24 protein-coding genes are annotated in these 24,668 nt (G+C 42.8%); 21 read left to right on the top strand and 3 right to left on the bottom strand.

Features of this window, described 5'->3' with window-relative positions; translation table 11 throughout:
- Position 1: 1 nt before the first annotated feature.
- The 4 genes from Xind_RS13155 to Xind_RS13140 all read left to right on the top strand — a co-directional run bounded on the left by Xind_RS13155 (position 2) and on the right by Xind_RS13140 (position 4,334).
- Complete coding sequence (locus Xind_RS13155) at positions 2-247, top strand: acyl carrier protein (protein ID WP_187650215.1); 246 nt, start codon at positions 2-4, stop codon at positions 245-247.
- The gene (locus Xind_RS13150; RefSeq protein WP_222941804.1) at positions 244-1,311 is read left to right on the top strand and encodes an NAD(P)-binding domain-containing protein; all 1,068 of its coding nucleotides are present in this window, start codon (positions 244-246) and stop codon (positions 1,309-1,311) included. Before Xind_RS13155 ends, Xind_RS13150 begins: the two co-directional genes overlap by 4 nt.
- Before the next feature lie 316 nt (positions 1,312-1,627).
- Positions 1,628-2,812, top strand: a complete 1,185-nt coding sequence (gene emrA, locus Xind_RS13145) for a multidrug efflux MFS transporter periplasmic adaptor subunit EmrA (RefSeq protein ID WP_187650214.1) — start codon at positions 1,628-1,630, stop codon at positions 2,810-2,812.
- A 7-nt stretch (positions 2,813-2,819) separates the two neighbouring features.
- Complete coding sequence (locus Xind_RS13140; protein WP_420856074.1) at positions 2,820-4,334, top strand: DHA2 family efflux MFS transporter permease subunit; 1,515 nt, start codon at positions 2,820-2,822, stop codon at positions 4,332-4,334.
- A 28-nt stretch (positions 4,335-4,362) separates the two neighbouring features.
- Here the strand turns inward: Xind_RS13140 and Xind_RS13135 are convergent, their stop codons facing one another.
- Complete coding sequence (locus Xind_RS13135) at positions 4,363-5,214, bottom strand: helix-turn-helix transcriptional regulator (RefSeq protein WP_187650212.1); 852 nt, start codon at positions 5,212-5,214, stop codon at positions 4,363-4,365.
- Between the two features lie 270 nt (positions 5,215-5,484).
- On the opposite strand from Xind_RS13135, the gene Xind_RS13130 reads away from it, so the two are divergent.
- Positions 5,485-5,928: an OsmC family protein gene (locus Xind_RS13130; protein WP_187650211.1), complete on the top strand. Its 444-nt coding sequence runs from the start codon at positions 5,485-5,487 to the stop codon at positions 5,926-5,928.
- A 70-nt stretch (positions 5,929-5,998) separates the two neighbouring features.
- On the opposite strand, the gene bioH is transcribed toward Xind_RS13130, so the two are convergent.
- Positions 5,999-6,778 (bottom strand): pimeloyl-ACP methyl ester esterase BioH, encoded by a 780-nt coding sequence (gene bioH, locus Xind_RS13125; protein WP_187650210.1) that lies wholly within the window; start codon positions 6,776-6,778, stop codon positions 5,999-6,001.
- 54 nt (positions 6,779-6,832) lie between these two features.
- Here bioH and gntX point away from each other — a divergent pair, with 54 nt between their 5' ends.
- From gntX to Xind_RS13050, 15 genes are all read left to right on the top strand, one after another.
- Positions 6,833-7,516, top strand: coding sequence for a DNA utilization protein GntX (gene gntX, locus Xind_RS13120; protein WP_047685127.1), 684 nt, complete (start codon positions 6,833-6,835; stop codon positions 7,514-7,516).
- 59 nt (positions 7,517-7,575) lie between these two features.
- Positions 7,576-8,151 carry a Fe-S biogenesis protein NfuA gene (gene nfuA, locus Xind_RS13115; protein ID WP_038264683.1) on the top strand — a complete coding sequence of 192 codons (576 nt, stop codon included), beginning with the start codon at positions 7,576-7,578 and terminating at the stop codon, positions 8,149-8,151.
- 143 nt (positions 8,152-8,294) lie between these two features.
- Positions 8,295-8,618, top strand: a complete 324-nt coding sequence (glpE, locus tag Xind_RS13110; RefSeq protein WP_047685124.1) for a thiosulfate sulfurtransferase GlpE — start codon at positions 8,295-8,297, stop codon at positions 8,616-8,618.
- Between the two features lie 124 nt (positions 8,619-8,742).
- Entirely contained in the window at positions 8,743-9,579 is an 837-nt protein-coding gene (gene glpG / locus Xind_RS13105; RefSeq protein ID WP_047685122.1) for a rhomboid family intramembrane serine protease GlpG, read from the top strand.
- A 58-nt stretch (positions 9,580-9,637) separates the two neighbouring features.
- Positions 9,638-10,396, top strand: a complete 759-nt coding sequence (locus Xind_RS13100; protein ID WP_047685119.1) for a DeoR/GlpR family transcriptional regulator — start codon at positions 9,638-9,640, stop codon at positions 10,394-10,396.
- A gap of 311 nt (positions 10,397-10,707) precedes the next feature.
- Positions 10,708-12,213 (top strand): glycerol-3-phosphate dehydrogenase, encoded by a 1,506-nt coding sequence (glpD, locus tag Xind_RS13095; protein WP_047685117.1) that lies wholly within the window; start codon positions 10,708-10,710, stop codon positions 12,211-12,213.
- Between the two features lie 651 nt (positions 12,214-12,864).
- Positions 12,865-13,773, top strand: a complete 909-nt coding sequence (yhfZ, locus tag Xind_RS13090) for a GntR family transcriptional regulator YhfZ (protein ID WP_081989130.1) — start codon at positions 12,865-12,867, stop codon at positions 13,771-13,773.
- Positions 13,774-13,851: 78 nt separating this feature from the next.
- Positions 13,852-14,214, top strand: coding sequence for a hypothetical protein (locus tag Xind_RS13085; protein WP_047685111.1), 363 nt, complete (start codon positions 13,852-13,854; stop codon positions 14,212-14,214).
- Positions 14,215-14,317: 103 nt separating this feature from the next.
- Positions 14,318-15,505: a YhfX family PLP-dependent enzyme gene (locus tag Xind_RS13080; protein WP_047685108.1), complete on the top strand. Its 1,188-nt coding sequence runs from the start codon at positions 14,318-14,320 to the stop codon at positions 15,503-15,505.
- Between the two features lie 133 nt (positions 15,506-15,638).
- The gene (locus Xind_RS13075) at positions 15,639-16,607 is read left to right on the top strand and encodes a phosphotriesterase-related protein (RefSeq protein WP_187650209.1); all 969 of its coding nucleotides are present in this window, start codon (positions 15,639-15,641) and stop codon (positions 16,605-16,607) included.
- Positions 16,608-16,649: 42 nt separating this feature from the next.
- The gene (locus tag Xind_RS13070) at positions 16,650-17,030 is read left to right on the top strand and encodes a DUF2620 domain-containing protein (RefSeq protein ID WP_047683891.1); all 381 of its coding nucleotides are present in this window, start codon (positions 16,650-16,652) and stop codon (positions 17,028-17,030) included.
- A gap of 10 nt (positions 17,031-17,040) precedes the next feature.
- Positions 17,041-18,423 carry a YhfT family protein gene (locus Xind_RS13065; protein ID WP_047683893.1) on the top strand — a complete coding sequence of 461 codons (1,383 nt, stop codon included), beginning with the start codon at positions 17,041-17,043 and terminating at the stop codon, positions 18,421-18,423.
- A 48-nt stretch (positions 18,424-18,471) separates the two neighbouring features.
- A complete protein-coding gene (locus Xind_RS13060) occupies positions 18,472-19,560 on the top strand; it encodes an aminotransferase class V-fold PLP-dependent enzyme (RefSeq protein ID WP_187650239.1) in 1,089 nt (362 codons plus the stop codon).
- A 241-nt stretch (positions 19,561-19,801) separates the two neighbouring features.
- Positions 19,802-20,338, top strand: coding sequence for a type IV toxin-antitoxin system AbiEi family antitoxin (gene abiEi, locus Xind_RS13055; protein WP_187650208.1), 537 nt, complete (start codon positions 19,802-19,804; stop codon positions 20,336-20,338).
- Entirely contained in the window at positions 20,328-21,248 is a 921-nt protein-coding gene (locus tag Xind_RS13050) for a nucleotidyl transferase AbiEii/AbiGii toxin family protein (protein ID WP_187650207.1), read from the top strand. The genes abiEi and Xind_RS13050 overlap by 11 nt, the downstream gene beginning before the upstream one ends.
- 93 nt (positions 21,249-21,341) lie before the next feature.
- Here Xind_RS13050 and paaZ read toward each other — a convergent pair whose 3' ends face one another.
- The gene (gene paaZ / locus Xind_RS13045) at positions 21,342-23,405 is read right to left on the bottom strand and encodes a phenylacetic acid degradation bifunctional protein PaaZ (protein ID WP_187650206.1); all 2,064 of its coding nucleotides are present in this window, start codon (positions 23,403-23,405) and stop codon (positions 21,342-21,344) included.
- Positions 23,406-23,733: 328 nt separating this feature from the next.
- Here paaZ and paaA point away from each other — a divergent pair, with 328 nt between their 5' ends.
- The gene (gene paaA / locus Xind_RS13040; protein ID WP_047684646.1) at positions 23,734-24,660 is read left to right on the top strand and encodes a 1,2-phenylacetyl-CoA epoxidase subunit PaaA; all 927 of its coding nucleotides are present in this window, start codon (positions 23,734-23,736) and stop codon (positions 24,658-24,660) included.
- The last annotated feature ends 8 nt before the right edge of the window (positions 24,661-24,668 follow it).

Genomic DNA, 24,668 nt, shown 5'->3' with positions numbered 1-24,668 from the left:
AATGACTGAACTAGAGCTAAAAAGTTGGCTAATCGAATACTTGACGCCTTATTTCCAACGCTATGAAATTACCATCAGTGAACACGTTTCTTTCGATAGCCTCGGTCTTGATTCTGTGAACAGAGTAATATTGATCAATCAGTTAGAAAAAGTATTACAACGTAAGCTGGATCCTGTTCTTGGCTATGAATATCCCACTATCCACTCCTTGTCTGAGCATATATTACAATTGGAGCAAACATCATGAAAATCGATTGTTTGATCGTGGGTGCAGGACAGGCGGGGCTAGCACTGGCTGCTGTTCTTAACAAAAAAAAAATCAATACATTGATTCTGGAACGAGACCAGCGTGTTGGCGATATCTGGCGTAGGCGTCCTGATAATATGTTGTTATTTACCTCCCGTAAGATGAGTCAACTCGCTGATTTTCCTTTGCCTGGTTCTCCTAATGGTTATCCCAGCAAGGATGAAATAGCAGATTATCTGGAACGTTATGCTCTTCACCACAGGCTTAATATCTTAACGGGAATGCAGGCTATCAGTGTTAAACATCAAGCTGATTTGTTTACTCTAACTACTCAACAAGGGGAGCAGTTTTCTGCTCCTTGTTTAGTGAATGCCACTGGTGCTAATCAAACCTCAATTATCCCTGAGATGGCAAGCAATTTGTCCCCCTCTATTCAGCAACTAAAGGCTGACCTTTATCTGAATCCGGGGCAATTTCAGGCGGGTTCTCAGATCGCTGTTATAGGTGATGGAGCTAGCGGTCGCCAGATAGCACGCGAACTTTCTTCCTCGGTGAAAGTGACATTATTCTGCGGCTCCCCTCGGCCTCTCGTCCCCAATAAAGTACTGGGTAAAGATCTGTTTTGGTGGCTAGATAAGTCAAAGCTATTGTATGCAGATACATCGAGTCTGGTTGGTAAAATAGTACAACAGCGTAATCCAATCCCATGTAGTGAGCTTAATAACAAACGCTTGTCTGCGCTTAATGTGCAAATAGCACAAAAATTAGTAAAAGCTGAAAATGAAACACTATATGACCAACAAGGTAAAAAATATCACATTGATGGATTAATTTGGTGTGTAGGGTATAGGGAAGTCACTAATTGGTTAACATTACCCGGCGTTCATAATGAGCAAGGATTTATCTGCGAGAGTGGGCGCATCGACGGGGGGAAAACACCTTATCCGGGTTTGTTTGTTGTAGGCAGGAAATGGCTCAGCAGTCGTAGTTCTGAATTATTACTTGGTGCATCCAGAGATGCACAACGAGTTGCTCTGTGGGTAGAGCAGAAGCTGAGAACCTAAAACAGTTATAGTTTCCTGTGTCCTACACTATTCTGTTCTTTCATTTCAGTCAGATTATTCAATCTAATCACATTATATAAGTTATACAATGAGTATATTAAAAATGTTGGTGTGTGATATTTATGGATCTGATTGTTTTTATTTCAAATTACATATGTAAACAATGAAAATAACATCGTTATATTACTATGAATAACAATTAATTATCTCAGATAAGAGTGATAAGTCTGTAGTAATGAAATATGGATGCCTGACAGAAACATATAAAAAAATTGATTGCATATGTTTTGAAAGATTCAATAAATTGGAGTAATACATGGGAAATCATACTCTTGAAACAGTGGCTGAACCAGATAGAGGAAAAAGTAATAAGAAGAGAAAAATAATACTTCTTAGTGTTATATCACTTTTTTTATTTTCTGGTATAGCTTACCTATCATACTGGTATTTAATATTACGTTTCTATCAGACAACAGATAATGCATATGTTGCTGGAAATCAAGTCCAAGTCATGTCACAAGCTCATGGCAGTGTAAAAAATATTTATGTTGATAATACTGACTTTGTTCAACAAGGAGACCTTCTCTTAACGTTGGATAGTACTGACGCTGAAAATGCCTTTGAGAAGAGTAAACATTCATTAGCACAAGCAGTACGTGAAACACAAAAAATCATCCTCAGTAATCCCCAGCTTCTAGCAAATGTGGAACTAAAGCAGCTTACCTTAAACAAGTTAAAAAATGATCTGGCACGAAGAGAAAGACTGGGTAAGGTCAATGTCATAGCCGCTGAAGAATTAGAACATGCTCGCAAAGCCGTTGATATTGCTAAAGCAGATCTAAAAATTGCTATACAACAGTATAAAATTAACCAAGCTTTGGTTATAGGAAATCCACTGGAAAAACTGCCTAATATAGAAAAGGCGGCCTCCAATCTACGCGAAGCCTGGTTATCACTACAACGTACCAAGATTTACGCACCAGTAAGTGGGTATGTATCACGTCGTAGTGTTCAAGTCGGAGCTAGGATCAGCCAATCAACACCCTTGATGATAATCGTCCCTTCTGAGCAGTTATGGGTTGAGGCTAATTTTAAAGAAGTCCAGTTCACCAACATACGTCTGGGGCAGCCAGTTAAATTAGTCAGTGATTTTTATGGTGACAATATTATTTATCAAGGCCGTATTATAGGCATGGATATAGGAACCGGCAGCGCTTTTTCTATTCTTCCTGCTCAAAATGCGACAGGTAACTGGATTAAAGTGGTACAGCGCCTCCCTGTACGCATTGAATTAGATCCGAAACAAGTTGCCCTCAACCCCTTACGAATCGGTTTATCAATGCATGCGACGGTTGATACCAGAGATACAAAAGGCACAACTCTGGCAACCAAATCACCGCAACGGATTATTTATCAAACTGATGTTCTTTCATTCAATAATAGTGAGATAGATAAAATCATTGAGCAGATAATACAACACAACACAAGTAATGAAAATTAAGGATCACATTGCTATGGAACCTTTATCAGTTAATCAGCGCTGGTGGTTAATCCTAGCTCTAGCGATTATTGCCTTTCTGCAAATCCTTGATTTAACCATTGCTAATGTAGCACTGTCAACCATTGCAGGTGATCTTGGTTCATCCATGTCACAGGGCACTTGGGTTATCACGTCATTCGGTGTTGCTAATGCGATCTCTATCCCCTTAACCGGCTGGTTGGCAAAACGAGTTGGGGAAGTACGGCTATTTGTCATATCAACCACGCTGTTCATTATCTCCTCGTGGCTTTGTGGTATATCCAATAGCCTTGAAATGCTAATTGTTACCAGAATTATACAAGGTGCTGTTTCAGGTCCTATTATCCCCTTATCACAAAGCCTGTTGTTAGCGAACTTTCCTAAGTCTCAACACAGTATGGCCTTGGCCATTTGGTCTATGACCGTCATTATAGCTCCTGTTTGTGGGCCTATCCTCGGTGGGTGGATTAGCGATAACATTCACTGGGGGTGGATTTTCTTGATCAACGTTCCCATCGGTTTGGTTGCTATTTTTATTACTTACTTACTGTTACGTAAGCGCGAAACAAAAACTGAGGTAATCCCAGTGGACAAGGTGGGCTTGATCCTGCTGGTTATCGGTGTTGGTTGTTTACAGCTTATGTTAGACAGAGGGAAAGAACTCGATTGGTTTAATTCCAATGAAATCACTGCACTAGCTATCATTGCAACGATAGGTATTATTCTATTTGTCCTTTGGGAACTGACGGATGACAACCCGATCGTTGATTTATCTTTGTTTAAATCACGTAATTTCACAGTTGGTACGATTTGTATTAGTTTAGCATTTCTATTACATATTGGTGTCTTAGTCTTACAGCCTCAGTTATTGCAGACAGTTTTTAGCTATACTGCTACTTGGGCAGGGCTGGCATTAGCTCCTCTTGGCATTATCCCTATTATTCTGGCTCCAGTTATCGGTCGATTTGGCGCTAAAATTGATATGCGCTATTTAGTTACCATCAGCTTTATGGTCTTCTCTTTCTGCTTCTTTTGGCGGGCATATACTTTTGAGCCCGGAATGGATTTTGCCAGCGCAGCATGGCCACAGTTTATACAAGGGATTGCGATTGCCTGTTTCATTATGCCACTCAATGTGATTATTTTATCTGATATACCCCAGGAAAAGATCGCTTCAGCGGGAAGTTTATTTAACTTTTTTAGAACTCTGGCTATATCGATAGGTACATCGTTAACCAATACATTATGGTCTCAGCGCGAAGCCGTTCATCACTCACAACTAACTGAAAATGTGACACAAAATAACTTTATCGTTGATTTAGCTTATCAGGATATCAAGCTATTGGGATTATCTGACCTACAGGCAACTATTTTTCTGGCGAAAAAAATTACTAGCCAGAGCTTAATATTGGCAGCCAATGAGATTTTCTGGCTCTTTGGTTTTATTTTCCTGGCACTAATTTTGATTCTTTGGCTGGCCAGATCGAATTTATCATCTACATAGCCTGATGCTTTACCTCATTTCATTTTCATTAAGAAAGTTGTCCTTTGGTAATATTGTGTATGAACTGTTTGTTAATATTATAGAAGCATTGGCATGTATTACAGTTTAATCTTGAGTCATTATTAATCATATGTTTAAGATCAGAAGGACGTATTCCATAGGCCATTTTACATGTCCGACTCAAATGAGCATTATCAGAAAAACCACAGTTATTCGCTATTAATGTTAATGAATCAGTGACATGAATTTCCTCCATAGCATCACTCAAACGTAACCATAGCAAGTAAGCACGAAAATTAATGCCTAATTGAGAGCGGAAAAGATGTAAGAAACGACTTTCAGACAGATAAATTTTATCGGCGACTTGACGAGATGATATTCGTTTTACTGATAGTGATTCGATAAACAAAACTGCTTTTAAAATACGTTTATCAAACTGACAACTGCATGGCAGGCAAGGAGTAATCAACTGATAAATTGTAAAGGTATCTGGTTTTTCACCATACAGAAACGATTTCACCAAGTAATTTCTTATTGCTACAATATCAATATGCTTTAGCAAAATTACAGCCTGCTCCTCTGTGAGATGATTAAATAAGTGATAGTGTTCATCAATAGGTTCAATTAATAACGTAACACTACAAGTATTAGATGAATCCATCTTATGCATAACGTTGGAACGAATAAGGAAACCATAAGTAGCATAAGTTTCATCCTGAACTGATAAGGCTAACAACTCATGGTGGTGTAGCGACAGGCTGAGTTGAATACACGGGTGTTGATGCCACTCAGTTGATACATTGTAAAGAAAGTTTAATTCACAAGTAGCGTATTTATATTGCTGGATAAACTTAGGAACAGATGGAACATTTGACAACATGAGCCTCAATCCTTATTAACAAAATAGTGAGTGAATGTAATCTACTTGAACTTACAATCGTACCTATCTTATTCTTTTTGCATAATCTTATATTGTCAACAAGCAATTGGTAAATAATTTGTCTAGGTGAAAATTCATTTACTGTTTTAATATAATTCATATTATTATTTTAAAATAAATTTTAGCTCTTCATTTAAGTTGAAAAAACAAAAAACATCCTTATTATCTTATTTGTATATCTATCACTATTAATAACCTTAGGATACTAATATGTCTAAAGAGTTATTTACTGCAACAGTGGAGTCCATAGGGCCTCTGAAAATGAAATGTTCCTCGCGAAATTTTTCCTTCTATCTAGATGAACCAGAAAGCTTGGGAGGAAAAGATGAAGCAATGACGCCTGTAGAAGCATTACTTTCCGCTTTCGGTGCCTGTCAGAATATGGTAGCTAAAAGTTTCGCTAGTGCACACAAAATAAATCTGATTGATATCAAGGTAGAACTAGAGGGTGAGTTGGATTTAGATGGAATCAAAGGGAAAAATAAAAATGCCAAAATCGGTTTTTCCAAAATCACGTCAAAATATTATATAAAGGCAGATAATACTGACCAAGAAATTCGCGACTTTATTCAATTTGTAGAAAGTAATTGCCCTATACTCGATACTATCGTCAATACGCCGGAAATGGTAACTGAAATTTATCCTGTCAGATAAGTGATAAATTCCCCGTAATATTTATTACCCATGACATTGTTGTTATGGGTAATTTTTTTATATGTAATTATCAATAAGCTATTTCACCATCCACAAAATCCATCAATACATCCACAAACTCATCAGGATGAGAAACAAATGGTGCATGAGCCGCATTGCGCATAGTGACAGAGCGGGTATGCGACCACTGGCTGTCAAGTAATGCCGCAATCTTGCGTGGCACTAAACCATCAAGATAGCCATAGATGCGTAAGAAAGGTAATTGAAGCTGTGCCAATTCAGCCCTCAAATCCTCTGTGCACAGCATTTCCAGCCCTGCATTGAGTACTTCCACGGTTGGCATCGGTTGGTTCAATACCACCGATTTCAGTAAACGGGCATCCTGACGCGCGCTATCTGTTCCCAACGTTTGCAGTGCCAGAAAACGCTCAATAGTTTTCTGGAAATCTTCGCTCAGTTGGTGTTTGAAAACGCTCAGAACAGTTGGTTTGATTCCCGGCCAATCCCCGTCTTCACTGAATTTTGGGGAAGATGCCACTGTGATTAATCCAGCCACGTGTTCAGGATGATCTAACGCAATCTGACTAGCAACCAATCCTCCCAACGACCATCCAAGCCACAAGGCATTTTTTGGTGCCTGTTGCCACACTGTCTCGGCCATCTCTTTCAGTGTCATAGCCGGATACAGCTGACTACGACCATATCCCGGCAAGTCCACTAAATGTAAACGAAAATGCGAAGCCAGTCGCGTTTCCACTGAACGCCAAACTTCAGCATTCAGCCCCCATCCATGCAGCATCACAATATCACGAGGAACTTCACCTAAAGTCTGCCAAAATAACTTACCCATTGTTATTCTCACCTTTAATTTGTCATCAGGGATTTTTCATCAAGGAAGAAAACTATGCTAACAATGGTTGGACACTGTTGGCTATGCCATCAAAATTTGTATTTTGCCCATCATGGAATCTGCCATATCTGCAACCAGGGACTAAAACGATTAGAACGAGTTTGTCCGCGTTGCGCGTTACCTGCCGAATCCAGTGATTTCCTCTGTGGCCGCTGCCTGAAAAATCCACCTCCATGGCAACGGCTTATCGCTGTTACTGATTACGTTCCACCATTGAGCCAGCTTATCCGTCGTTACAAATATCATGGCTCACCACAAATAGCGACAGTATTGGCTCGTCTGTTTCTTCTGCATTGGTTACAAGGTTATCGTGAAGGCCGTTGGAGCAAACCGGATTACATACTTGGCATTCCCCTGTACCATCAGAAGCGCTGGCGGCGAGGGTTTGACCAGGTTGAACTTATCATCAACCCTTTGGCACGTTGGTTGCGATGCCAATATCAACCCAATATTTTACAACGCACACGTGCTACACTCACACAACGGGGCTTATCTGCCGCCCAAAGGAAAACCAATCTTAAGCATGCCTTTCAATTGCGCGGCAATTTTACTGATCAACATGTCGCCATTTTCGATGATGTGATCACCACAGGCACAACTCTGCACGAAACCACACAGTTGTTAATTCGTGCGGGTGCCCGCTCCGTGCAAGCGTGGGCAATATGCCGAACCTTGTAGTTCCTTCATGAATGGGCGTATTATAACCAACTAGAACAGTCAACTATTGAGCAAATGACATGATTAATATTACTGAAGCAGCGCAAGCGCACTTTGCCAAGCTACTGGCAAATCAAGAACCGGGTACACAAATCCGCGTTTTTGTCATTAATCCAGGAACGCCGACGGCGGAATGCGGTGTTTCCTATTGCCCACCTGATGCTGTTGAAGCCACTGATACCGAATTAAAATTTGACAAGCTTTCTGCCTATGTTGATGAAGTCAGTGCTCCTTTTCTGGAAGAGGCTGTCATTGATTTTGTGACTGACCAGCTTGGCTCCCAACTGACCCTGAAAGCACCAAACGCCAAGATGCGTAAAGTGGCTGACGATGCACCACTGATTGAGCGCGTTGAATATCTCCTGCAATCACAGATCAATCCTCAACTCGCAGGTCATGGTGGCCGTGTCAGCCTGATGGAAATCACCGATGATGGTTATGCCATCCTGCAATTTGGTGGTGGTTGCAACGGTTGTTCTATGGTCGATGTCACCCTGAAAGAAGGGATTGAAAAACAGTTATTACAGATGTTCCCTGAACTGAAAGGCGTCAAAGACCTGACCGAACATCAGCGTGGCGAACACTCTTACTACTAATTTTATTTTCTGTTCTTAGTACTTCTGCCCGCTTGATCATGCCTTCCCAATACCAAAATTGGGAAGGCTGTAGAGTTATGAAATAAGATTATTAAGAAACTAACACCTTAAAATGAAAATTTAAGAAATAACATTGAGTATTTATGGATCATTTTCAAACAATAAGCTCTGAACAAGCCTACCAAAACTGGCTCGATAAAAGCGCCCTGATGGTGGATATCCGTGATCCGCAAAGTTTTCGTGCAGGGCATGTAGCAGGTGCATTTCATTTAACGAATGAAACTATCAATAAATTCCTGCAAGAAGCTGATTTTGACCAACCGGTCATGGTGATGTGTTACCACGGGCACAGCAGCCAAGGCGCCGCCCAGTACCTAATCAATATCGGTTTCGAAACCGTATACAGCGTTAACGGTGGCTTTGAAGAGTGGAAAAAAGATTATCCTCATGCTGTTCATTCTGACTAAGTTTTAATCTTTTGCTATTTACTATGGCGTCTTTAAGTACGGTGTCTTTAACTGCGGTACAGTCCATTTCTGCATAACAAGCTCCTGTGCCATTAACCCCAATTTAAGGCAGATAAAACGCACAATGATCCATGTAACTTCAATATCTAACCCAAGACTGGCTCAAGCCTTCATTGATTATATGGCGACGCAGGGTATTCATCTGACCATGCGTCCTGCCAATGAACCACATGTGGTTGAATTATGGCTGGAAGATGAAAGCCAATTAAATTTTGTTGAACAAGAACTCAACACATTTGCCCGTGATCCGCTTAATGAACGCTATCAAGCTGCTAGCTGGCAAACAGGTAAATCGAACATACCTTTGCAATACCATAACAACCTGAGCTGGAACACGCTGAAAAGCCAATCCGGCCCATTAACTGTCGCCATAATTGCGCTCTGTATTCTGGTTTATCTCTGGATGCAGTTTACTGGAATTAATGAGGTTATGCGCTGGCTGGCATGGCCCAATAATGAGCAATATCTGGAACTGTGGCGCTGGATCAGCCCCATATTACTGCACTTTTCATTGCTACATATCCTGTTTAATTTGGCGCTTTGGTGGTATTTCGGTAGTCAGGTTGAAAAAAATATTAACACAGCAAAACTGATTGAAATAACAATAGTTTCTGCATTTTTCAGTGGTTGGGCACAATCGTTGTTCAGTGCCTCGCATTTTGGTGGGCTTTCCGGTGTGGTCTATGCTCTGATCGGTTATGTTTGGCTGACAGGAGAAATGTCTCCCGGAAAGGGAGTCAGCGCTCCCAGAGGGCTTATCGCTATCTCGGTTATTTGGTTATTCGTTGGCTATTTCAATATGTTTTCGCTCAATATCGCCAATGCAGCCCATTTTTCAGGCTTAATCATCGGGTTATTGATGGGATTATGGGACAATTTACGCAAACCAAAAAATGAATAATATTCCAAATAAAGTCAGTCAATTATAATTAATTTAGGTAAAACATTAGGGGAATGTTGTGAAGCAAACTCAGCGACATGATGCAATAATCGAGCTGGTGCGTCTTCAAGGTTATGTCAGCACTGAAGAACTAGTCGAGCACTTTGACGTCAGCCCACAAACAATCCGGCGTGATTTGAACGAATTGGCCGACAAAAATAAAATCCAACGTCATCACGGCGGTGCCGCTTTACCCTCCAGCTCCGTCAACACGGCTTACCATGATCGCAAAATTATGTGGTCAGATGAAAAAGCCCGCATTGCCCGGCAAGTTGCCACCCAGATCCCAAATGGTGCAACCTTATTCATTGATATTGGCACCACCCCGGAGGCAGTAGCTCACGCACTAATCGATCATCGGGATTTGCGGATTGTCACCAACAACCTTAATGTTGCAACTCTGCTCATGGGAAAAGAAGATTTCCGCCTGATCCTGGCAGGTGGCGAAATACGTTCCCGTGATGGTGGCATCATTGGTGAAGCAACACTGGATTTCATCTCCCAATTCCGCCTTGATTTCGGTATCCTCGGCATTAGCGGCATTGACTCTGATGGTTCTCTGTTAGAGTTCGATTATCATGAAGTCCGAACCAAACGCGCAATTATCGAAAATTCGCGCTGCGTCATGCTGGTTGCAGATCATTCCAAATTTGGCCGCAGCGCCATGGTTAACCTCGGTACTATGAACCTGATCGATTTTCTGTTCACGGATAAAGCACCACCATCCAACATTCAGAAAATCATCGAACAATATAACGTTAAACTGGAACTGTGTTAAAACCAGGATCATGTTAGTTATACTTTGTTAATGTCCCGCCTAGAAAAACAGGCGGGCTATTCCCACCCCCACGTTTTTCCTGTTCACAACTTCAGACACTCTTCCTTGTCTCCCCACAGTAACGCACTGCCTATGATTTGCTTCTGACAATTTCCTTATTAATCTTATATATAAGGATAACTATTTGTTATCTGCATCACGCAAATATGTTTTTTCCTCGTTAATAGTTGGCGATTGATGAATTTTTGATTACAATTCTTGAGCGAAAACGAACATTAAAGAACTGTTTCGAACATTTCAGAGGGTATGCAATGGAAACCAAAGACTTAATTGTTATTGGCGGCGGAATCAACGGCGTTGGTATTGCGGCAGATGCTGCTGGCCGAGGACTTTCTGTCCTGCTGTTAGAAGGCCAAGACTTAGCCAGTGCCACGTCATCAGCCAGTTCCAAACTGATCCACGGTGGCCTGCGCTATCTGGAACATTATGAATTCCGACTGGTCAGTGAAGCACTGGCAGAACGCGAAGTCTTATTAAAACTGGCTCCCCACATTGCATTCCCTATGCGTTTTCGTCTTCCACACCAGCCACACTTGCGCCCGGCCTGGATGATCCGCATTGGCCTGTTCCTTTACGATCACTTGGGCAAACGTGTGAGTTTGCCGGGTAGTAAGGGGCTGAAATTCGGTGCAAACTCAGTTCTGAAACCTTCCATTAGCCGTGGCTTTGAATATTCTGACTGTTGGGTTGACGATGCACGTCTGGTCGTGCTGAATGCGCAGGAAGTCCAAAAACATGGCGGTGAGGTCCGTACCCGTACTCAAGTCACCCGTGCATGGCGTGAAAATGGCTACTGGATGGTAGAAGCCAAAGATCTCCCCACGGGTGAGACCAAAATATGGCAGGCAAAAGGTCTGGTTAACGCAACTGGTCCGTGGGTTAAGAGCTTCTTTGATAACGGCCTGCACCTGAAATCTCCTTATGGTATCCGTCTGATCAAGGGCAGCCACATCGTTGTACCTCGCGTTCACGATGAGCCTCAGGCCTATATCCTGCAAAACGAAGATAACCGTATCGTATTTGTGATCCCGTGGAATGATGAATTCTCCATTATCGGTACAACAGACGTTGAATACAAAGGCGATCCAAAAGAAGTCAAAATCGATAATCAAGAAATCGATTATCTGTTGAAAGTTTATAATGATCACTTCAAGAAGCAACTTAGCCGTACTGATGTGGTCTGGACTTACTCCGGTGTGCGCCCATTATGTGATGATGAATCTGATTCACCACAGGCTATCACCCGTGATTACACGCTGGATGTTCAAGATGAGCAGGGGCAAACACCATTGTTGTCTGTCTTCGGCGGTAAACTAACGACTTACCGTAAACTCGCCGAACATGCAATGGATAAACTGGCACAATATTATCCAAACGCTGGTAAAGCGTGGACTAAAAATAGCAAACTGCCTGGTGGAGAGCTGGAAGGCTATGACCGCGATGGATACGCACGTTTACTGCGTCAACGCTATAATTGGTTGCCAGAAGGAGTAGCGCGACGTTATGCCCGCACTTACGGCAGCAATAGCAACATCATTCTGCATGGTGCAAATGAGCTGGCAGATTTGGGCGAATTCTTTGGTAACAGTCTGTACGAAGCCGAGCTGCGTTATCTGGTAGCACATGAGTGGGTCACTCAGTTGGATGATGCAATCTGGCGTCGCACCAAGTTGGGTATGTGGCTGACTGATGAACAGAAACAGCGTATTGCTGACTGGTTGGTGCAGAACGTTAAGTCAACGCAATCACAAGATTGATTTAATCTGGCCCGTTAAAATGTTTGCAAAATGGCGGTAATCTTTTATCGCCATTTTCTATTTCCACCATTAGGGAAGCAATAATAAAAGATACCCAAATGATTGGAGAAAGTTACCGTTTTTATTTTTCTCATTTCTATCTTCAATTTCTATTAGCACATCATTTGCTGTAATTTTCATCAATAATAACCCTATGCTATATCAGCACAATCATCAAAAATAAAACTTGAGAACAATAAATATACGTATTTTGTCTTTTCTTACAGCAGAATAGAATAAAACTTAATAGGATTAAAATAAAAAATGTAACTATCCAATTAATTACTTTGCGGCAGAACAAAGAACAAAATATAATCAAACTGTTTCATAAGATGACAAATAGTGAAGCAAAAATCACCACCCAGGCGGAAAAATACAGCAGACATAGAAGCGAGAAACAAGTAATTTCCCTATATTCTCCCATAATGCTTATTTTTATATCTTCAATGCAAAATTGAAATATATCTTCAAAATATTGATAATATTAGTTTTTATTATTTTTTAAATTTTCATTTATTTCGTAATTGTGATATTACTCCCTTTTCTTTAATTCGCTTATTGCGGTTTATGTTCAAATTTATGAAGATAAACGAGAATGGATAAAAACTTGTAATGATGAGTCAAACATTCATTAAAAAAGAGGGGATTGCGCAATCATTTTTGGCTCGTTATCTCCTCTCTGAACAATGTGGCAACCGCCTGAAAACCATAGAATTACTGGCAAAAGAGTGTGGGTTGTCCGTAGGTTTAATGCAGGCAGCATTAAAATCTCTCGAACAATCACAGGCGGTTGGGATTAAGCGTCGTGGTCGGAATGGCAGTTTTCTCTCGCATATTAACCACAAATTGTTGCTGGAATACGCCGATATCGGCAATGTGGTCTGTGCAATGCCCCTTCCTTATACCCGTGCCTATGAGGGTCTGGCCAGTGGTTTAAAAGCATTATGTGCAGGAGTTCCTTTTTACTTTGCGCATATGCGAGGTTCAGATATCCGCATTGAATGCTTACTGAATGGAGTCTATGACTTAGCAGTAACATCAAGACTTGCCGCAGAGCAACACCCAGAAATTAAAGATATTTATATTGCGCTATCACTAGGGACACAAAGTTATACAGACAGACATCGATTAATCTTTCGTCAGGGCGAGATGGAATGCATCCGTCGTGTAGGGTTAGACAGCACGTCAGCCGACCAGAAAATAATGACAAATCAGTACTTTGCAGGAAAAGAAATTGAGCTGGTCGAGGTCTCTTATCATGAATGTCTGAATCAAATCAAAAAAGGCCACATTGACGCGGCCATCTGGAATGTCGGGCAAGGTCACGAGCTAATTGCAGAGGGCCTGATGACCCAACTTCCGGACGACAGTGAATGTTTTATCAAAGCTTCCGAAGCCGTTATCCTTGCCCGTAAAGATAATATTCCTATCCAACAGCTTTTGCATACTATGGTTGACAGAGATGCTCTGCTGACTCACCAACAGAATGTGGTAGCGGGTATTATCGAACCCATTTATTGACCTCTATTAACCAATAGCAAGCATCGATCAAAACAAGTAATAACCAAAAAATAAATTCTGACGTGTAACAAAAAAGTGATGGTAGAACAACGGTTAGCTATCCTGTTGCAAGGTGGTGTCATCGATAAAGATATCTACGATAACATGCTTGATGTCGTGCATATTCTGGAAGATATCTGGTTGATCCCTGTCCGTCATCCACAAGGTGAAATGGCGCTTACCCATATGGCAAGTGCTTTCATGCGATCACGTCGTGGCGAAATCGTTTCCCCTATAGAAAAAGAAATTCTGGAAAAAATAGAGCGATCCGGATATTACTCACAACTACTCACAATTCATCATTCCCTGCTGGAGAAATTTACACTCACCCTACATCCTAATGAAGAAGGCTATCTGTTGATAAATTTATATGGTTTAATACTTGCAACAAAAACTCATTGATCTTTTTTATACTATAAATATTCAAAAAAATGAAGATTAATATTCTTCAATAGTTTTTATTTTTCGCACAGACGAGCTGCTTTGCAGCTATGAAGGGAAATCTATGTTTATTAATGCATTAAAAAAACAGAACCCTAAATTGATTGAAGTAGCAAAAAGTCTTTGGCAGCAAGGCGTTATCTTACCAGATACTTACATCATTGATGTCGACCAAGTGTTAAATAATGGCCAACATTTACTGCAAACAGCAAAGCAACATGGTATTGAACTCTATTTGATGACCAAACAATTTGGTCGTAATCCCTGGTTGACCAAGAAACTGATTGAACTCGGTTATCCTGGTGCCGTGGCTGTAGATTTCAAAGAAGCCTATAGCCTGAGCCAACACGACATACCGTTATGTCACATTGGTCATCTGGTACAGACGCCAACTCACCTGATAGAAACCATGCTTAAGCGTAATCCTGAGATAATCACAGTATTTTCAATAGAAAAAGCTCAGGCAATATCGGATGCGGCTGAGAAATTAGGACGCGTTCAGCCCATCATGCTGAAAGTCTTTACTCAACGTGATATGTCCTTTACTTGTCAAGAAGCAGGCATTCCCTTTGATGAGATCGACAAAGCTGTTGATGCTTTAAAACAAATGCCGGGTATTAAACTATGTGGCCTGACCCATTTTCCTTGTCTGGCATGGAATGAGCAGTATCAGACAACTTTGCCAACCGTCAATTTGCAGACACTTATCAGAGCACGGAATAAACTTGCACAACTCGGTGTTTCCCTTTCACAAATCAATGCACCTTCTGCAACAAGCTGTAACACCATTCCCCTGTTAGCGAAATATGGTGCAACTCATTTAGAACCCGGACATGCTCTGACCGGAACAATACCTGCCAATGCCATTGGCCGAGAGCCTGAACATATCGCTATGGTTTATGTATCAGAGATATCCCATCACTACGATGGCAACAGTTATTGTTATGGTGGCGGCTACTACAAACGCAGCCACATGAAGCATGCATTGGTTTTTCCTGCCAAGAATCAAGAAAACAATAGTTCATATAAGACAGTACGCATATTACGGTTAGGTGAACCTTGTATTGATTACCATCTGCCATTAGCAGGCTCCCATCCTATCGGTAGCCCAGTCATTATGTGTTTCCGCGCTCAAGTTTTTGTGACCCGCAGCGATGTCGCCTTAATTTCAGGTATTCAGTCAGGAGAACCCAAGCTGGAAGGTATTTATGACAGCCAGGGTAACTGGAAAAACAATGGCTATACCCAATAAATACTCAATAGAGGTATTACAGTTAATATTATTCCGCCCTTAAATAATGTTATTTTCGCTATAGTCGATTTACAGCATCATGCTGCGTAACTATTTTTTTACGGAATAGTTATGTTTTGTTTATGGAATAGTTATGGAATACCAGAAAAAGACTGGGAATACCCCCACACATTCCGCTCCGTATTCCTCATCCAGGATTGATACATCAGGCTACACCTATGTGCATGAGCATTTACATATTGATCTATCCGAAGCTAAAGGCAACCTCGATTGTCGGTTAGATCAATACGAGCTAATTGCTAATGAACTTCGCCACCTGTATACGCTAGGATTACGCAACATTGTGGAAGTCACCAACCGCTACATGGGACGCAATGCCCCCTTTCTGCTGAATTTGGTACGTGATACCCACGTCAACATCCTCGCATCAACGGGTTATTATAAACAGCCTTTCTTCCCTGCCCATTTCAACGAATTAAGCATACAAGACATTGCCGAAGATATGATCACTGACATTGAAACAGGCATTGACGGTACGGAGTTAAAAGCCAGCGTCATTGCAGAGATCGGCTCCAGTTTCGGGCAAATCACCGAAGATGAACGAAAAGTATTTGCAGCGGCAGCTCTGGCTCATCATGCAACCGGGTGTCCTATTTCCACCCACACAACGTTAAGCACTATGGGGCGTGAACAATTGGCGCTCCTCAGGGAATTTGGTGTTTCCCCTGAACATGTGGCGATTGGTCATTGTGACCTGAAAGACAATCTGGACACAATTATTCCCCTACTTGAAGAAGGTGCATGGGTACAATTCGATACCATTGGTAAAAACAATTACTATCCAGACAGCCGCCGCATTGCGATGTTGCAGGCGGTTGCCAAACGTGGGCTACTCGACAGAGTGATGCTCTCGCAAGATATAACCCGCCGTTCTCATCTGAAAAGCAACGGAGGAATTGGTTTCGATTACTTACTGACTGTATTCGTTCCGATGCTGCGGGCAGCCGACTTTACCCAAACACAGATAGACCGAATGTTACGTGACAACCCTGCACAATTCTTCCGGCATCACTTTTTCAATACGCTTTTTTCCAAAAAATAAACAATATCTTATAAAAGATAATTTAAAGAGAGGGATAACAACATGAAATTTGTCGTTGGTGGACAAATAGAAAAAGAAAAAATAGCCGAATGTATCCGGCAACTGGCAGGAAATAAAGCTACCTCAATTGTCATCATGAATGATATCGAAGCATCTATGGCGATTAAAAATGGCGATGCCGATTACTATTTTGGTGCCTGTAATACCGGAGGAGGTGGAGCACTGGCAATCGCTATTGCACTTATCGGCTTAGATCGCTGTGCCACCATTGGCATGCCGGGAAAAATCTTACCGGACGATGAGATTATTGCTCATGTGAAAGCAGGCAAAAAAGCGTTTGGCTTTACAGGGCAAGATATCGACATTGTTCTGCCAGTGATCATTAACTCGATCATTTCTCAAAATACGACCATTTCTCAATAAGGAGCATATCATGCAACATTTTCATGATTTCCTGACGAGATTGATGGAAGTCGATCCCTTTAAAGCAGGATTACTGGCGGCAATTGGTGCGATTGCTGCCATGATGGCAAACCGTGGTATCGCTGTTTTCCATGATGGTCTGCGTCCACTGCTTCCTGAATATCTTGAAGGGCGAATGAGTCGTAAAGCACTCGCTGCGACGAGCTTTGCCCTAAGCATCGGTCTGGTTGTGGGATTTGGTATTCCCTTTTCGCTGACAGCGCCAATCGTACTGGTTCACAGCCTGTTGCTCGGCACGGACATGATTGGTATCTGGTGTGCCAACAGCCGCAGAGGGTTTATCGCGTCAGGTATTATTGGCGCGCTGTACGCCATTGCCTTACTGGCAGGGCTGCGTTCAGTGGTGGAACTCTTTGCCATGCTGCCGGTTAATTTCACCGACGATCTGAAAAAAGTCGGCGATCCGATTGTGGCCTGTTTTGCCCTGTTCCCTGCGATGGTCGTCGGCTACCAATATGGCTACCGCAAAGGGTTGTTAGTGATGTTAACCGCTTTGATTGGTTATCTGGCGACCAAAGCCGCTGGCCCGCTCAGTTTTGGTGGTTTAATCGAAAAACCTGTCAGCGTCGATCCAAATGGAGCGGCTTTGCTGCTGTCGATGATCGCAATGTTCTACTTTGCCATGCGTGAACGCCCGGCACATCTTGCAGATAATACACCATCAACAAATCAAACCTCAGCAGCACCAAAAGGCGCTAATGAAATCTTAGTGGGCCTGTTTTCGACCCGTATTGAACGTATTCAAAAAAACAAATGGCTCCTCATTCTCTGTGGTGGTCTGACTGCAAGTGCGGCTACCATGTCTTTCAGCCTGCTGGCAGAAGGTCCGGTATCACTGCAATTAATGGCGCAAGATGAACAAACCAACGCCTTGCTGGTGGCGCTGGCTCGTGCCATTGGGTTTGTTCCACTGGTCGGTACGACGGCAATCGCCACCGGCGTGTATAGCCCCAACGGGATGAAATTCGTCTTTGTAGCAGGTCTGGCAACCAATACCCCGTGGCTCGCCTTTATTGCAGGCGGTATCACTATGTTTATTGAGATCCAGTTGCTGGCGAAAATTGCAATCTGGCTGGATAAATACCCCGGCGTTAAAGCCTGTAGTGGCCATATTCGTACCGCGATCACCAAAATGCTCGAAGTCGCCCTGTTAGTTGGTGGTATGATTGCTTCCAACGCGATTCTGCCGGGTATGGGCTTTATGATTGTGGCAGGTATCTACCTGCTCAACCGGACTTCCAAACGTCCTTTGGTTGAAATGGCAATCGGCCCGATTGCAACCATTGCGGTAGGTATTCTTGCCAACGTGCTCTATTTAGCAGGAATCAATTAACAGGAATAAAGTAAGAGAATGAAAACAGCTTCATTGCAAAGCTATCTACTGAAAAGCTATCCACTGAATAGTATGACTATGACACAAGCCCAACAGCAGCAATTTAAGTTGGTGGATATTATCTGTCGTCACTTTCCCGGAGCTGATTTTCTCTCACAAGGCGATCTGGGATTAGTCCCGGATCTCCATCAACCCCGGATGACTCAGCGTATTGAAAGGGTAATCGCCGAGTACTTCGGGGCTGAAGCATCGGCCTTTGTCAATGGTGCCGGAACCGGCGCTTTACGTGCCGGGTTGGCGGCACTGCTTCGTCCTCACGAGACATTACTGGTGCATGATGCCCCCGTTTATCCCACAACAAAAACATCGATTGAACAAATGGGTCTTAATGTTGTATATGCCGATTTCAACTGTACAAACCAACTAGAGATCAGCATTAAGCAATATCAGCCAGTAGCCTGCCTGATCCAGCATACACGGCAAAAAATCGATGATTACTATGCCCTGCAAGATATCATTGCCATCTTAAATCAATACCACATTCCTTCATTGGTAGATGACAATTATGCCGCAATGAAAGTGCCACATATTGGTTGTGAATACGGCGCAACCCTTTCTGCCTTTTCTTGCTTCAAATTACTGGGGCCACAAGGTGTAGGCGTGGTTATCGGCCAACAGACTGCGATTGATAAATTGCGCCACGGCATGTACTCCGGTGGCTGCCAGATTCAAGGTTATCAGGCGATGGAAGCATTACGTGGGTTAGTATTCGCCCCGGTCATGCACGCAGTGCAATCTGAAGTGAATGAATCTCTGGTAACAAGGCTGAATCAGGGCGAAGTGCCACAAGTGAAGCGGGCATTTATCGCCAACGCTCAGTCAAAAGTTGTCTTAGTGGAATTTCACGAACCGATTGCAGATGCCGTACTGACCACAGCACACACATTGGGTGCATTACCTTATCCCGTCGGTGCCGAATCGAAATTTGAAATTCCCCCATTGTTTTACCGAATTTCCGGCACATTTCGTCAGGCGGATCCCGCCCTGGAGAAACGCATGATCCGCATCAACCCTAATCGCAGCGGGGCCGAAACCATTATTCGTATCTTGCAAGCAAGTTGTCGATATAAACCTTGAAGCAGGTATGACGATATACCCAGATTTGCAAGAAAATATCCACGATTATCATCCTGCTACATTACATAATATTCGCTCCTATCATCACCCATCTGGCTCAACTTACCTTAAAAATATAAAAAAATTCCCTACCAGATAGACACAAATATCTCCTTTAAATGTGGTTTATGTCCACTTAATCAGATGCTATTATATTTACATAAACCACATTTAAAAGTGATATAAGTGTAGACTTAATACCATGAATCAAACTACCGCTATTCAACGACTGAGTAAATTTGATCAACAAGGCCGCTATGTCTTCACCACTAAAGATCTTGCCAAAATTTTTTCAGAGGACAGCAAACGTGCCTTTGAAGCCAGCCTGCACCGTCTCGTTAAGCACGGTGTATTATTACGCGCTTCTAAAGGCATTTACGTATTTAGCCTATCGCAACGTAAAGGATTAAACACGCTGGAACTCATTGCCAAGGCAATGAGAAGAGGTGAATACAACTATGTCAGCTTAGAATCTGCACTATCTGAATACGGTGCCATTTCACAAATTCCAATTGATCGGCTGACAGTGATGACTACAGGCCGTAAAGGAACCTACAAAACCCCTTTCGGTATCATTGAATTTACACACACAAAAAGGTCAGTTCCCGACATTATCTGCAATATCAAAGAAATTGGCAGACCACTCCGCCTGGCAAGTAAACAAGCCGCCTACCGTGACCTAAAACGAGTGGGTAGAAATACACATTTAGTTGAAGAGGAGATAATCTATGAGGATTAATCGTGCAGATTTCTCACAACTGGTCGATCACATTTTGCAAAATGGTCAAATAAAACATATGCGACCCGTTATTGAAAAAGAAATTCTCCATTATGACATCTTATTTTGTCTTGAGCAGAGTGGATTACTTGATGACCTTATTTTTCAGGGAGGGACGTCTTTACGCCTCTGTTACGGGGGCAACCGTTTTAGTGAAGACCTAGACTTCGCTGGTGGAAACGATTTCTCATTCAGCCAATTAGCAGATATGAAGCAATGTATTGAAGATTACATTGGAACACGATATGGCTTAGAAGTCACAGTAAAAGAGCCAGAAACACTAAAACAACAGCCTGAATATTCTGAACTTAAAATCAACAAATGGCAGATTGCTGTTATTACTTCTCCCGATAGAAAAGATTTACCCAAACAACGCATTAAGATTGAAGTTGCCAATATTCCTGCTTATACCCGAAATATTTTACCATTACGTAATAACTACGATTCTCTGCCCGATGGTTACAATGATACCTTGATACATGTCGAAACCTTAGATGAAATTATGGCAGACAAACTGATTGCATTACCTGCTACCAGAAATTATGTGAGCCATCGGGACATTTGGGATTTGGTTTGGTTACAACAACAAAATGCCAAATTAGACACTGATTTGGTGAAGAAAAAAATTGCTGACTACAAACTGACAAATTTTACTACCTTACTCGAACAGTGCCGCCAATCCTTACCAGAAGTGATCACTGGTCAAGCGTTCATGGCGGAAATGGAGCGTTTTTTGCCAAATGATATCTTTACACGTACTTTAGGAAACGAAAAATTTATCCCTTATTTAATTTCGAGCTTAGAAGAACTATTCAAAAAGCTGCAACTTTCGCTCTCCAATAATCATGATCAACCCGAATTCTGGATATAAATGTAAAAATTGGCCTGAGGAATATCACCACTTTGTTTTATTAATATTGTTCCTCAGGCACTTCATCTTTCTTATTTAGAGCATATTAACGAGTTAAACATAATCCCTCTGCCGCCGCTCCACCAGTGTGAGGATGCTGTAAAGAGCGACAGGCTGTTGCTCCTGATTCAAAACTTGCACATCCCAAATGACAACACCTTGTGGCTTGTCATCCGGGGTCTTCTGAACTTTCTTAATCTTCTTCTTGCAGGTCAACCGAACCTGAATCGTATCGCCAATTTTCACTGGTTCAATAAAGCGCAGGTTTTCCATACCATAATTCGCCAATACTGGCCCGACAGGCGCATCAACAAACAGCCCGGCAGCAGCCGATACAACAAAGTAACCATGCGCCACACGCTCACCAAACAGGGATTCAGCCGCACCAATTTTATCCATATGAGCATAAAAATGATCCCCGCTCAGACAGGCGAAATTGACGATATCCGCTTCCGTCACCGTCCGGCGAGCCGTCAACAGACTTTCCCCAATTTCAATTTGTTCGAAATAGTTACGGAACGGATGGACAGGAGCTTCCTTCACTTTTGCACCGCGCACCCACTCACGACCAATAGCCGCCAGCATACTTGGGCTGGCCTGAATTGCAGTGCGCTGCATATAGTGTTTCACCGCACGCAATCCTCCCAACTCTTCACCACCACCAGCACGTCCCGGCCCGCCATGTACCAACATAGGTAACGGAGAACCGTGTCCTGTGGATTCCGCTGATGCCGCCTCATCCAGAATCAACATACGGCCATGAGCACAAGCTGTTGCCCGGATAACCTGCATCGCAATTTGCTCATCTGCCGTGACCAATGAACCCACCAGACTACCTTGTCCCATCAAAGCCAAAGCAATCGCTTGTTCTGTGTCCTGATAAGCCATCAAAGTGGAAACCGGCCCAAAGGCTTCCGTTTCATGTACGATCTGATTGGTCATCGGCTCTGTACAATAAAGCAGAGTTGGCGGGTAGAACGCCCCATCGCTGTGGGTATTATTTGCCAGCACTAACTTATCCAACGCACCGCCGCACAGTAATTCACAGCCACTGTGTAACAGCTCATCAACCTTGGATTGGACCTCATCCCGTTGTTCAAGGTTGATCAATGCTCCCATACGTACATCCGGTAAAGCAGGATCGCCCACCACTACACCAGACAGACGTTTAAGCAACGCTTGTTTAACCGCCTCAAGTTGACTGACCGGCACAATAATACGCCGGATAGCCGTACATTTTTGCCCTGCTTTTACCGTCATCTCACGCACAACTTCCTTAATGAACACACCGAATTCCGGCATTTCCGGCGTGACATCCTCCCCTAAAATACAGCAGTTAAGGGAATCTGCTTCCATCGTGAATGAAATTGATTTTTCAATCAACCGTGGATGAATCCTCAATTTCTGCCCAGTCTGAGCTGAACCTGTAAAAGTGACCGCATCTTGATAATCGAGATGATCAAACAGATCACCCATACCACCGCAGATCAGTTGCAGTGCACCTTCCGGCACTAAACCACTATCAAGGATCAATTTCACCATCGCTTGTGTTAATTGTGCTGATGCGGTCGCAGGTTTGATAATTGCCGGCATACCCGCCATCCAGGTCGGAGCCAGTTTTTCCAACATTCCCCAGCAAGGGAAGTTAAACGCATTGATATGTAGTGCAACACCGGGACGAGAGGTCAGAACATGGCGAGCGACAAACTGGGACTGTTTCGACAGTGGGATCATCTCATCTTCCGGCCACAGAACATCATCTGGTAACTCACGTCCTGCCAGACCCGCATAGGAAAATAACGTCGCAATGCCTCCTTCAATATCGATCCAACCATCCGAACGGGTCGCTCCGGTTTCCGCTGAAATAGCATACAAGGCTTCTTTATTAGCAATCAGATGCTTTGCAACGGCTTTCATCATCTGAGCCCGCTGCTGGAATGTCATAGCCGCGAGGGCTTTGCCCCCTTTTTCCCTGGCATAACTGAGACTATCAGCCAGTGGTAGCCCATCTGAACATACCTGATACAGGGCCTTACCATTTACTGCATGGTGAATAGTTCTGGCATTACCTTTCCCATAAACCCAGGCACCACATATATAACTGGTTAACTGTTGCATTTTTTTCTCCACCGATCGTATTAATGAATCATCATTAACTACATCTACAACATTTGTGTATCACATAATCCATAAAGAAGACCATCTGGTAAATTAACAAAATTAGAACACCTTAGAGACGTCGCATGTCAATATCCTTACTTTTCCCTAACAATAAAAATTAATCACGGCTTTTTAAAAAAATAAAAAGCAAATATTGTGATGTGTTCGACAAATATACAAACAAACCGTTTGATATTTTTGTTATCGATTTGTAGATTTACAGTTGCATTTAATGATTCATTTTTATGATTAAACTTAAAAAATAAGAATCATATTCGGAGCACATATGACAACTGATCAACTCCAGGCGCACTTTGACACCAAGATCGAAGCCGATCTTTCCATTGAAGCTAAGGACTGGATGCCCGATGCCTATCGCCAAAACCTGATACGTCAGATCGGTCAACACGCACACTCGGAAGTTGTCGGTATGTTGCCAGAAGCCAACTGGCTCACTCGGGCCCCCACACTGCGCCGTAAGGCCGTGTTATTGGCAAAAGTACAGGATGAAGCAGGACACGGGCTTTACCTCTACAGTGCCGCAGAAACACTTGGCTGCTCTCGTCAGGACATTTACCAGAAACTACTGGATGGCAAGATGAAATATTCATCAATCTTCAACTATCCCACCTTAAACTGGGCAGATGTCGGCGTCATTGGCTGGCTGGTGGATGGTGCTGCAATTGTTAATCAAGTCGCCCTGTGCCGGGCATCTTACGGCCCTTATGCCCGTGCTATGGTCAAGATCTGCAAAGAAGAGAGTTTCCACCAGCGACAGGGATATGAGGCGGTTATGGCATTAGCAAAAGGTAATGAAGCTCAGCGGGCCATGCTGCAAGATGCCATCAATCGATTCTGGTGGCCGACTCTGATGATGTTCGGCCCCAATGACAGTGATTCCCCCAACAGTGCCCAAAGCATAGCCTGGAAAATCAAACGGTTCAGTAATGATGAACTGCGACAGAAATTTATCGATAACACTGTCCCTCAATTGGAAGCATTAGGCATGACTGCTCCTGATCCAGAGTTGACCTGGGATGAGACCATTGGCCATTACCGTTTTGGTGAAATCAATTGGGATGAATTCTATCAAGTGCTCAAAGGGCGGGGCATATGCAATCATGAACGTCTGGAAGCCAAACGCCGTGCTTGGGAAAACGGGAGTTGGGTACGTGAAGCGGCTTCTGTTCATGCCAAAAAACAGGCTGCTTAATCCGTTGC

The organism is Xenorhabdus indica (assembly GCF_014467235.1).
Taxonomy (GTDB): Bacteria; Pseudomonadota; Gammaproteobacteria; order Enterobacterales; family Enterobacteriaceae; genus Xenorhabdus; species Xenorhabdus indica.
This window is presented reverse-complemented; position numbering and strand designations above follow the sequence as displayed.

What these genes read in the sequence shown, in the direction of transcription:
- paaZ (WP_187650206.1), bottom strand. Translation starts at nt 23,405, where the DNA reads ATGCAACAGTTAACCAGTTATATATGTGGTGCCTGGGTTTATGGGAAA.
- paaA (WP_047684646.1), top strand. Translation starts at nt 23,734, where the DNA reads ATGACAACTGATCAACTCCAGGCGCACTTTGACACCAAGATCGAAGCC.
- Xind_RS13085 (WP_047685111.1), top strand. Translation starts at nt 13,852, where the DNA reads ATGGTAGAACAACGGTTAGCTATCCTGTTGCAAGGTGGTGTCATCGAT.
- Xind_RS13065 (WP_047683893.1), top strand. Translation starts at nt 17,041, where the DNA reads ATGCAACATTTTCATGATTTCCTGACGAGATTGATGGAAGTCGATCCC.
- nfuA (WP_038264683.1), top strand. Translation starts at nt 7,576, where the DNA reads ATGATTAATATTACTGAAGCAGCGCAAGCGCACTTTGCCAAGCTACTG.
- Xind_RS13070 (WP_047683891.1), top strand. Translation starts at nt 16,650, where the DNA reads ATGAAATTTGTCGTTGGTGGACAAATAGAAAAAGAAAAAATAGCCGAA.
- glpE (WP_047685124.1), top strand. Translation starts at nt 8,295, where the DNA reads ATGGATCATTTTCAAACAATAAGCTCTGAACAAGCCTACCAAAACTGG.
- Xind_RS13150 (WP_222941804.1), top strand. Translation starts at nt 244, where the DNA reads ATGAAAATCGATTGTTTGATCGTGGGTGCAGGACAGGCGGGGCTAGCA.
- glpD (WP_047685117.1), top strand. Translation starts at nt 10,708, where the DNA reads ATGGAAACCAAAGACTTAATTGTTATTGGCGGCGGAATCAACGGCGTT.
- Xind_RS13130 (WP_187650211.1), top strand. Translation starts at nt 5,485, where the DNA reads ATGTCTAAAGAGTTATTTACTGCAACAGTGGAGTCCATAGGGCCTCTG.
- Xind_RS13050 (WP_187650207.1), top strand. Translation starts at nt 20,328, where the DNA reads ATGAGGATTAATCGTGCAGATTTCTCACAACTGGTCGATCACATTTTG.
- abiEi (WP_187650208.1), top strand. Translation starts at nt 19,802, where the DNA reads ATGAATCAAACTACCGCTATTCAACGACTGAGTAAATTTGATCAACAA.
- glpG (WP_047685122.1), top strand. Translation starts at nt 8,743, where the DNA reads ATGATCCATGTAACTTCAATATCTAACCCAAGACTGGCTCAAGCCTTC.
- emrA (WP_187650214.1), top strand. Translation starts at nt 1,628, where the DNA reads ATGGGAAATCATACTCTTGAAACAGTGGCTGAACCAGATAGAGGAAAA.
- Xind_RS13075 (WP_187650209.1), top strand. Translation starts at nt 15,639, where the DNA reads ATGGAATACCAGAAAAAGACTGGGAATACCCCCACACATTCCGCTCCG.
- Xind_RS13155 (WP_187650215.1), top strand. Translation starts at nt 2, where the DNA reads ATGACTGAACTAGAGCTAAAAAGTTGGCTAATCGAATACTTGACGCCT.
- Xind_RS13135 (WP_187650212.1), bottom strand. Translation starts at nt 5,214, where the DNA reads ATGTTGTCAAATGTTCCATCTGTTCCTAAGTTTATCCAGCAATATAAA.
- gntX (WP_047685127.1), top strand. Translation starts at nt 6,833, where the DNA reads ATGCTAACAATGGTTGGACACTGTTGGCTATGCCATCAAAATTTGTAT.
- yhfZ (WP_081989130.1), top strand. Translation starts at nt 12,865, where the DNA reads ATGATGAGTCAAACATTCATTAAAAAAGAGGGGATTGCGCAATCATTT.
- Xind_RS13080 (WP_047685108.1), top strand. Translation starts at nt 14,318, where the DNA reads ATGTTTATTAATGCATTAAAAAAACAGAACCCTAAATTGATTGAAGTA.
- bioH (WP_187650210.1), bottom strand. Translation starts at nt 6,778, where the DNA reads ATGGGTAAGTTATTTTGGCAGACTTTAGGTGAAGTTCCTCGTGATATT.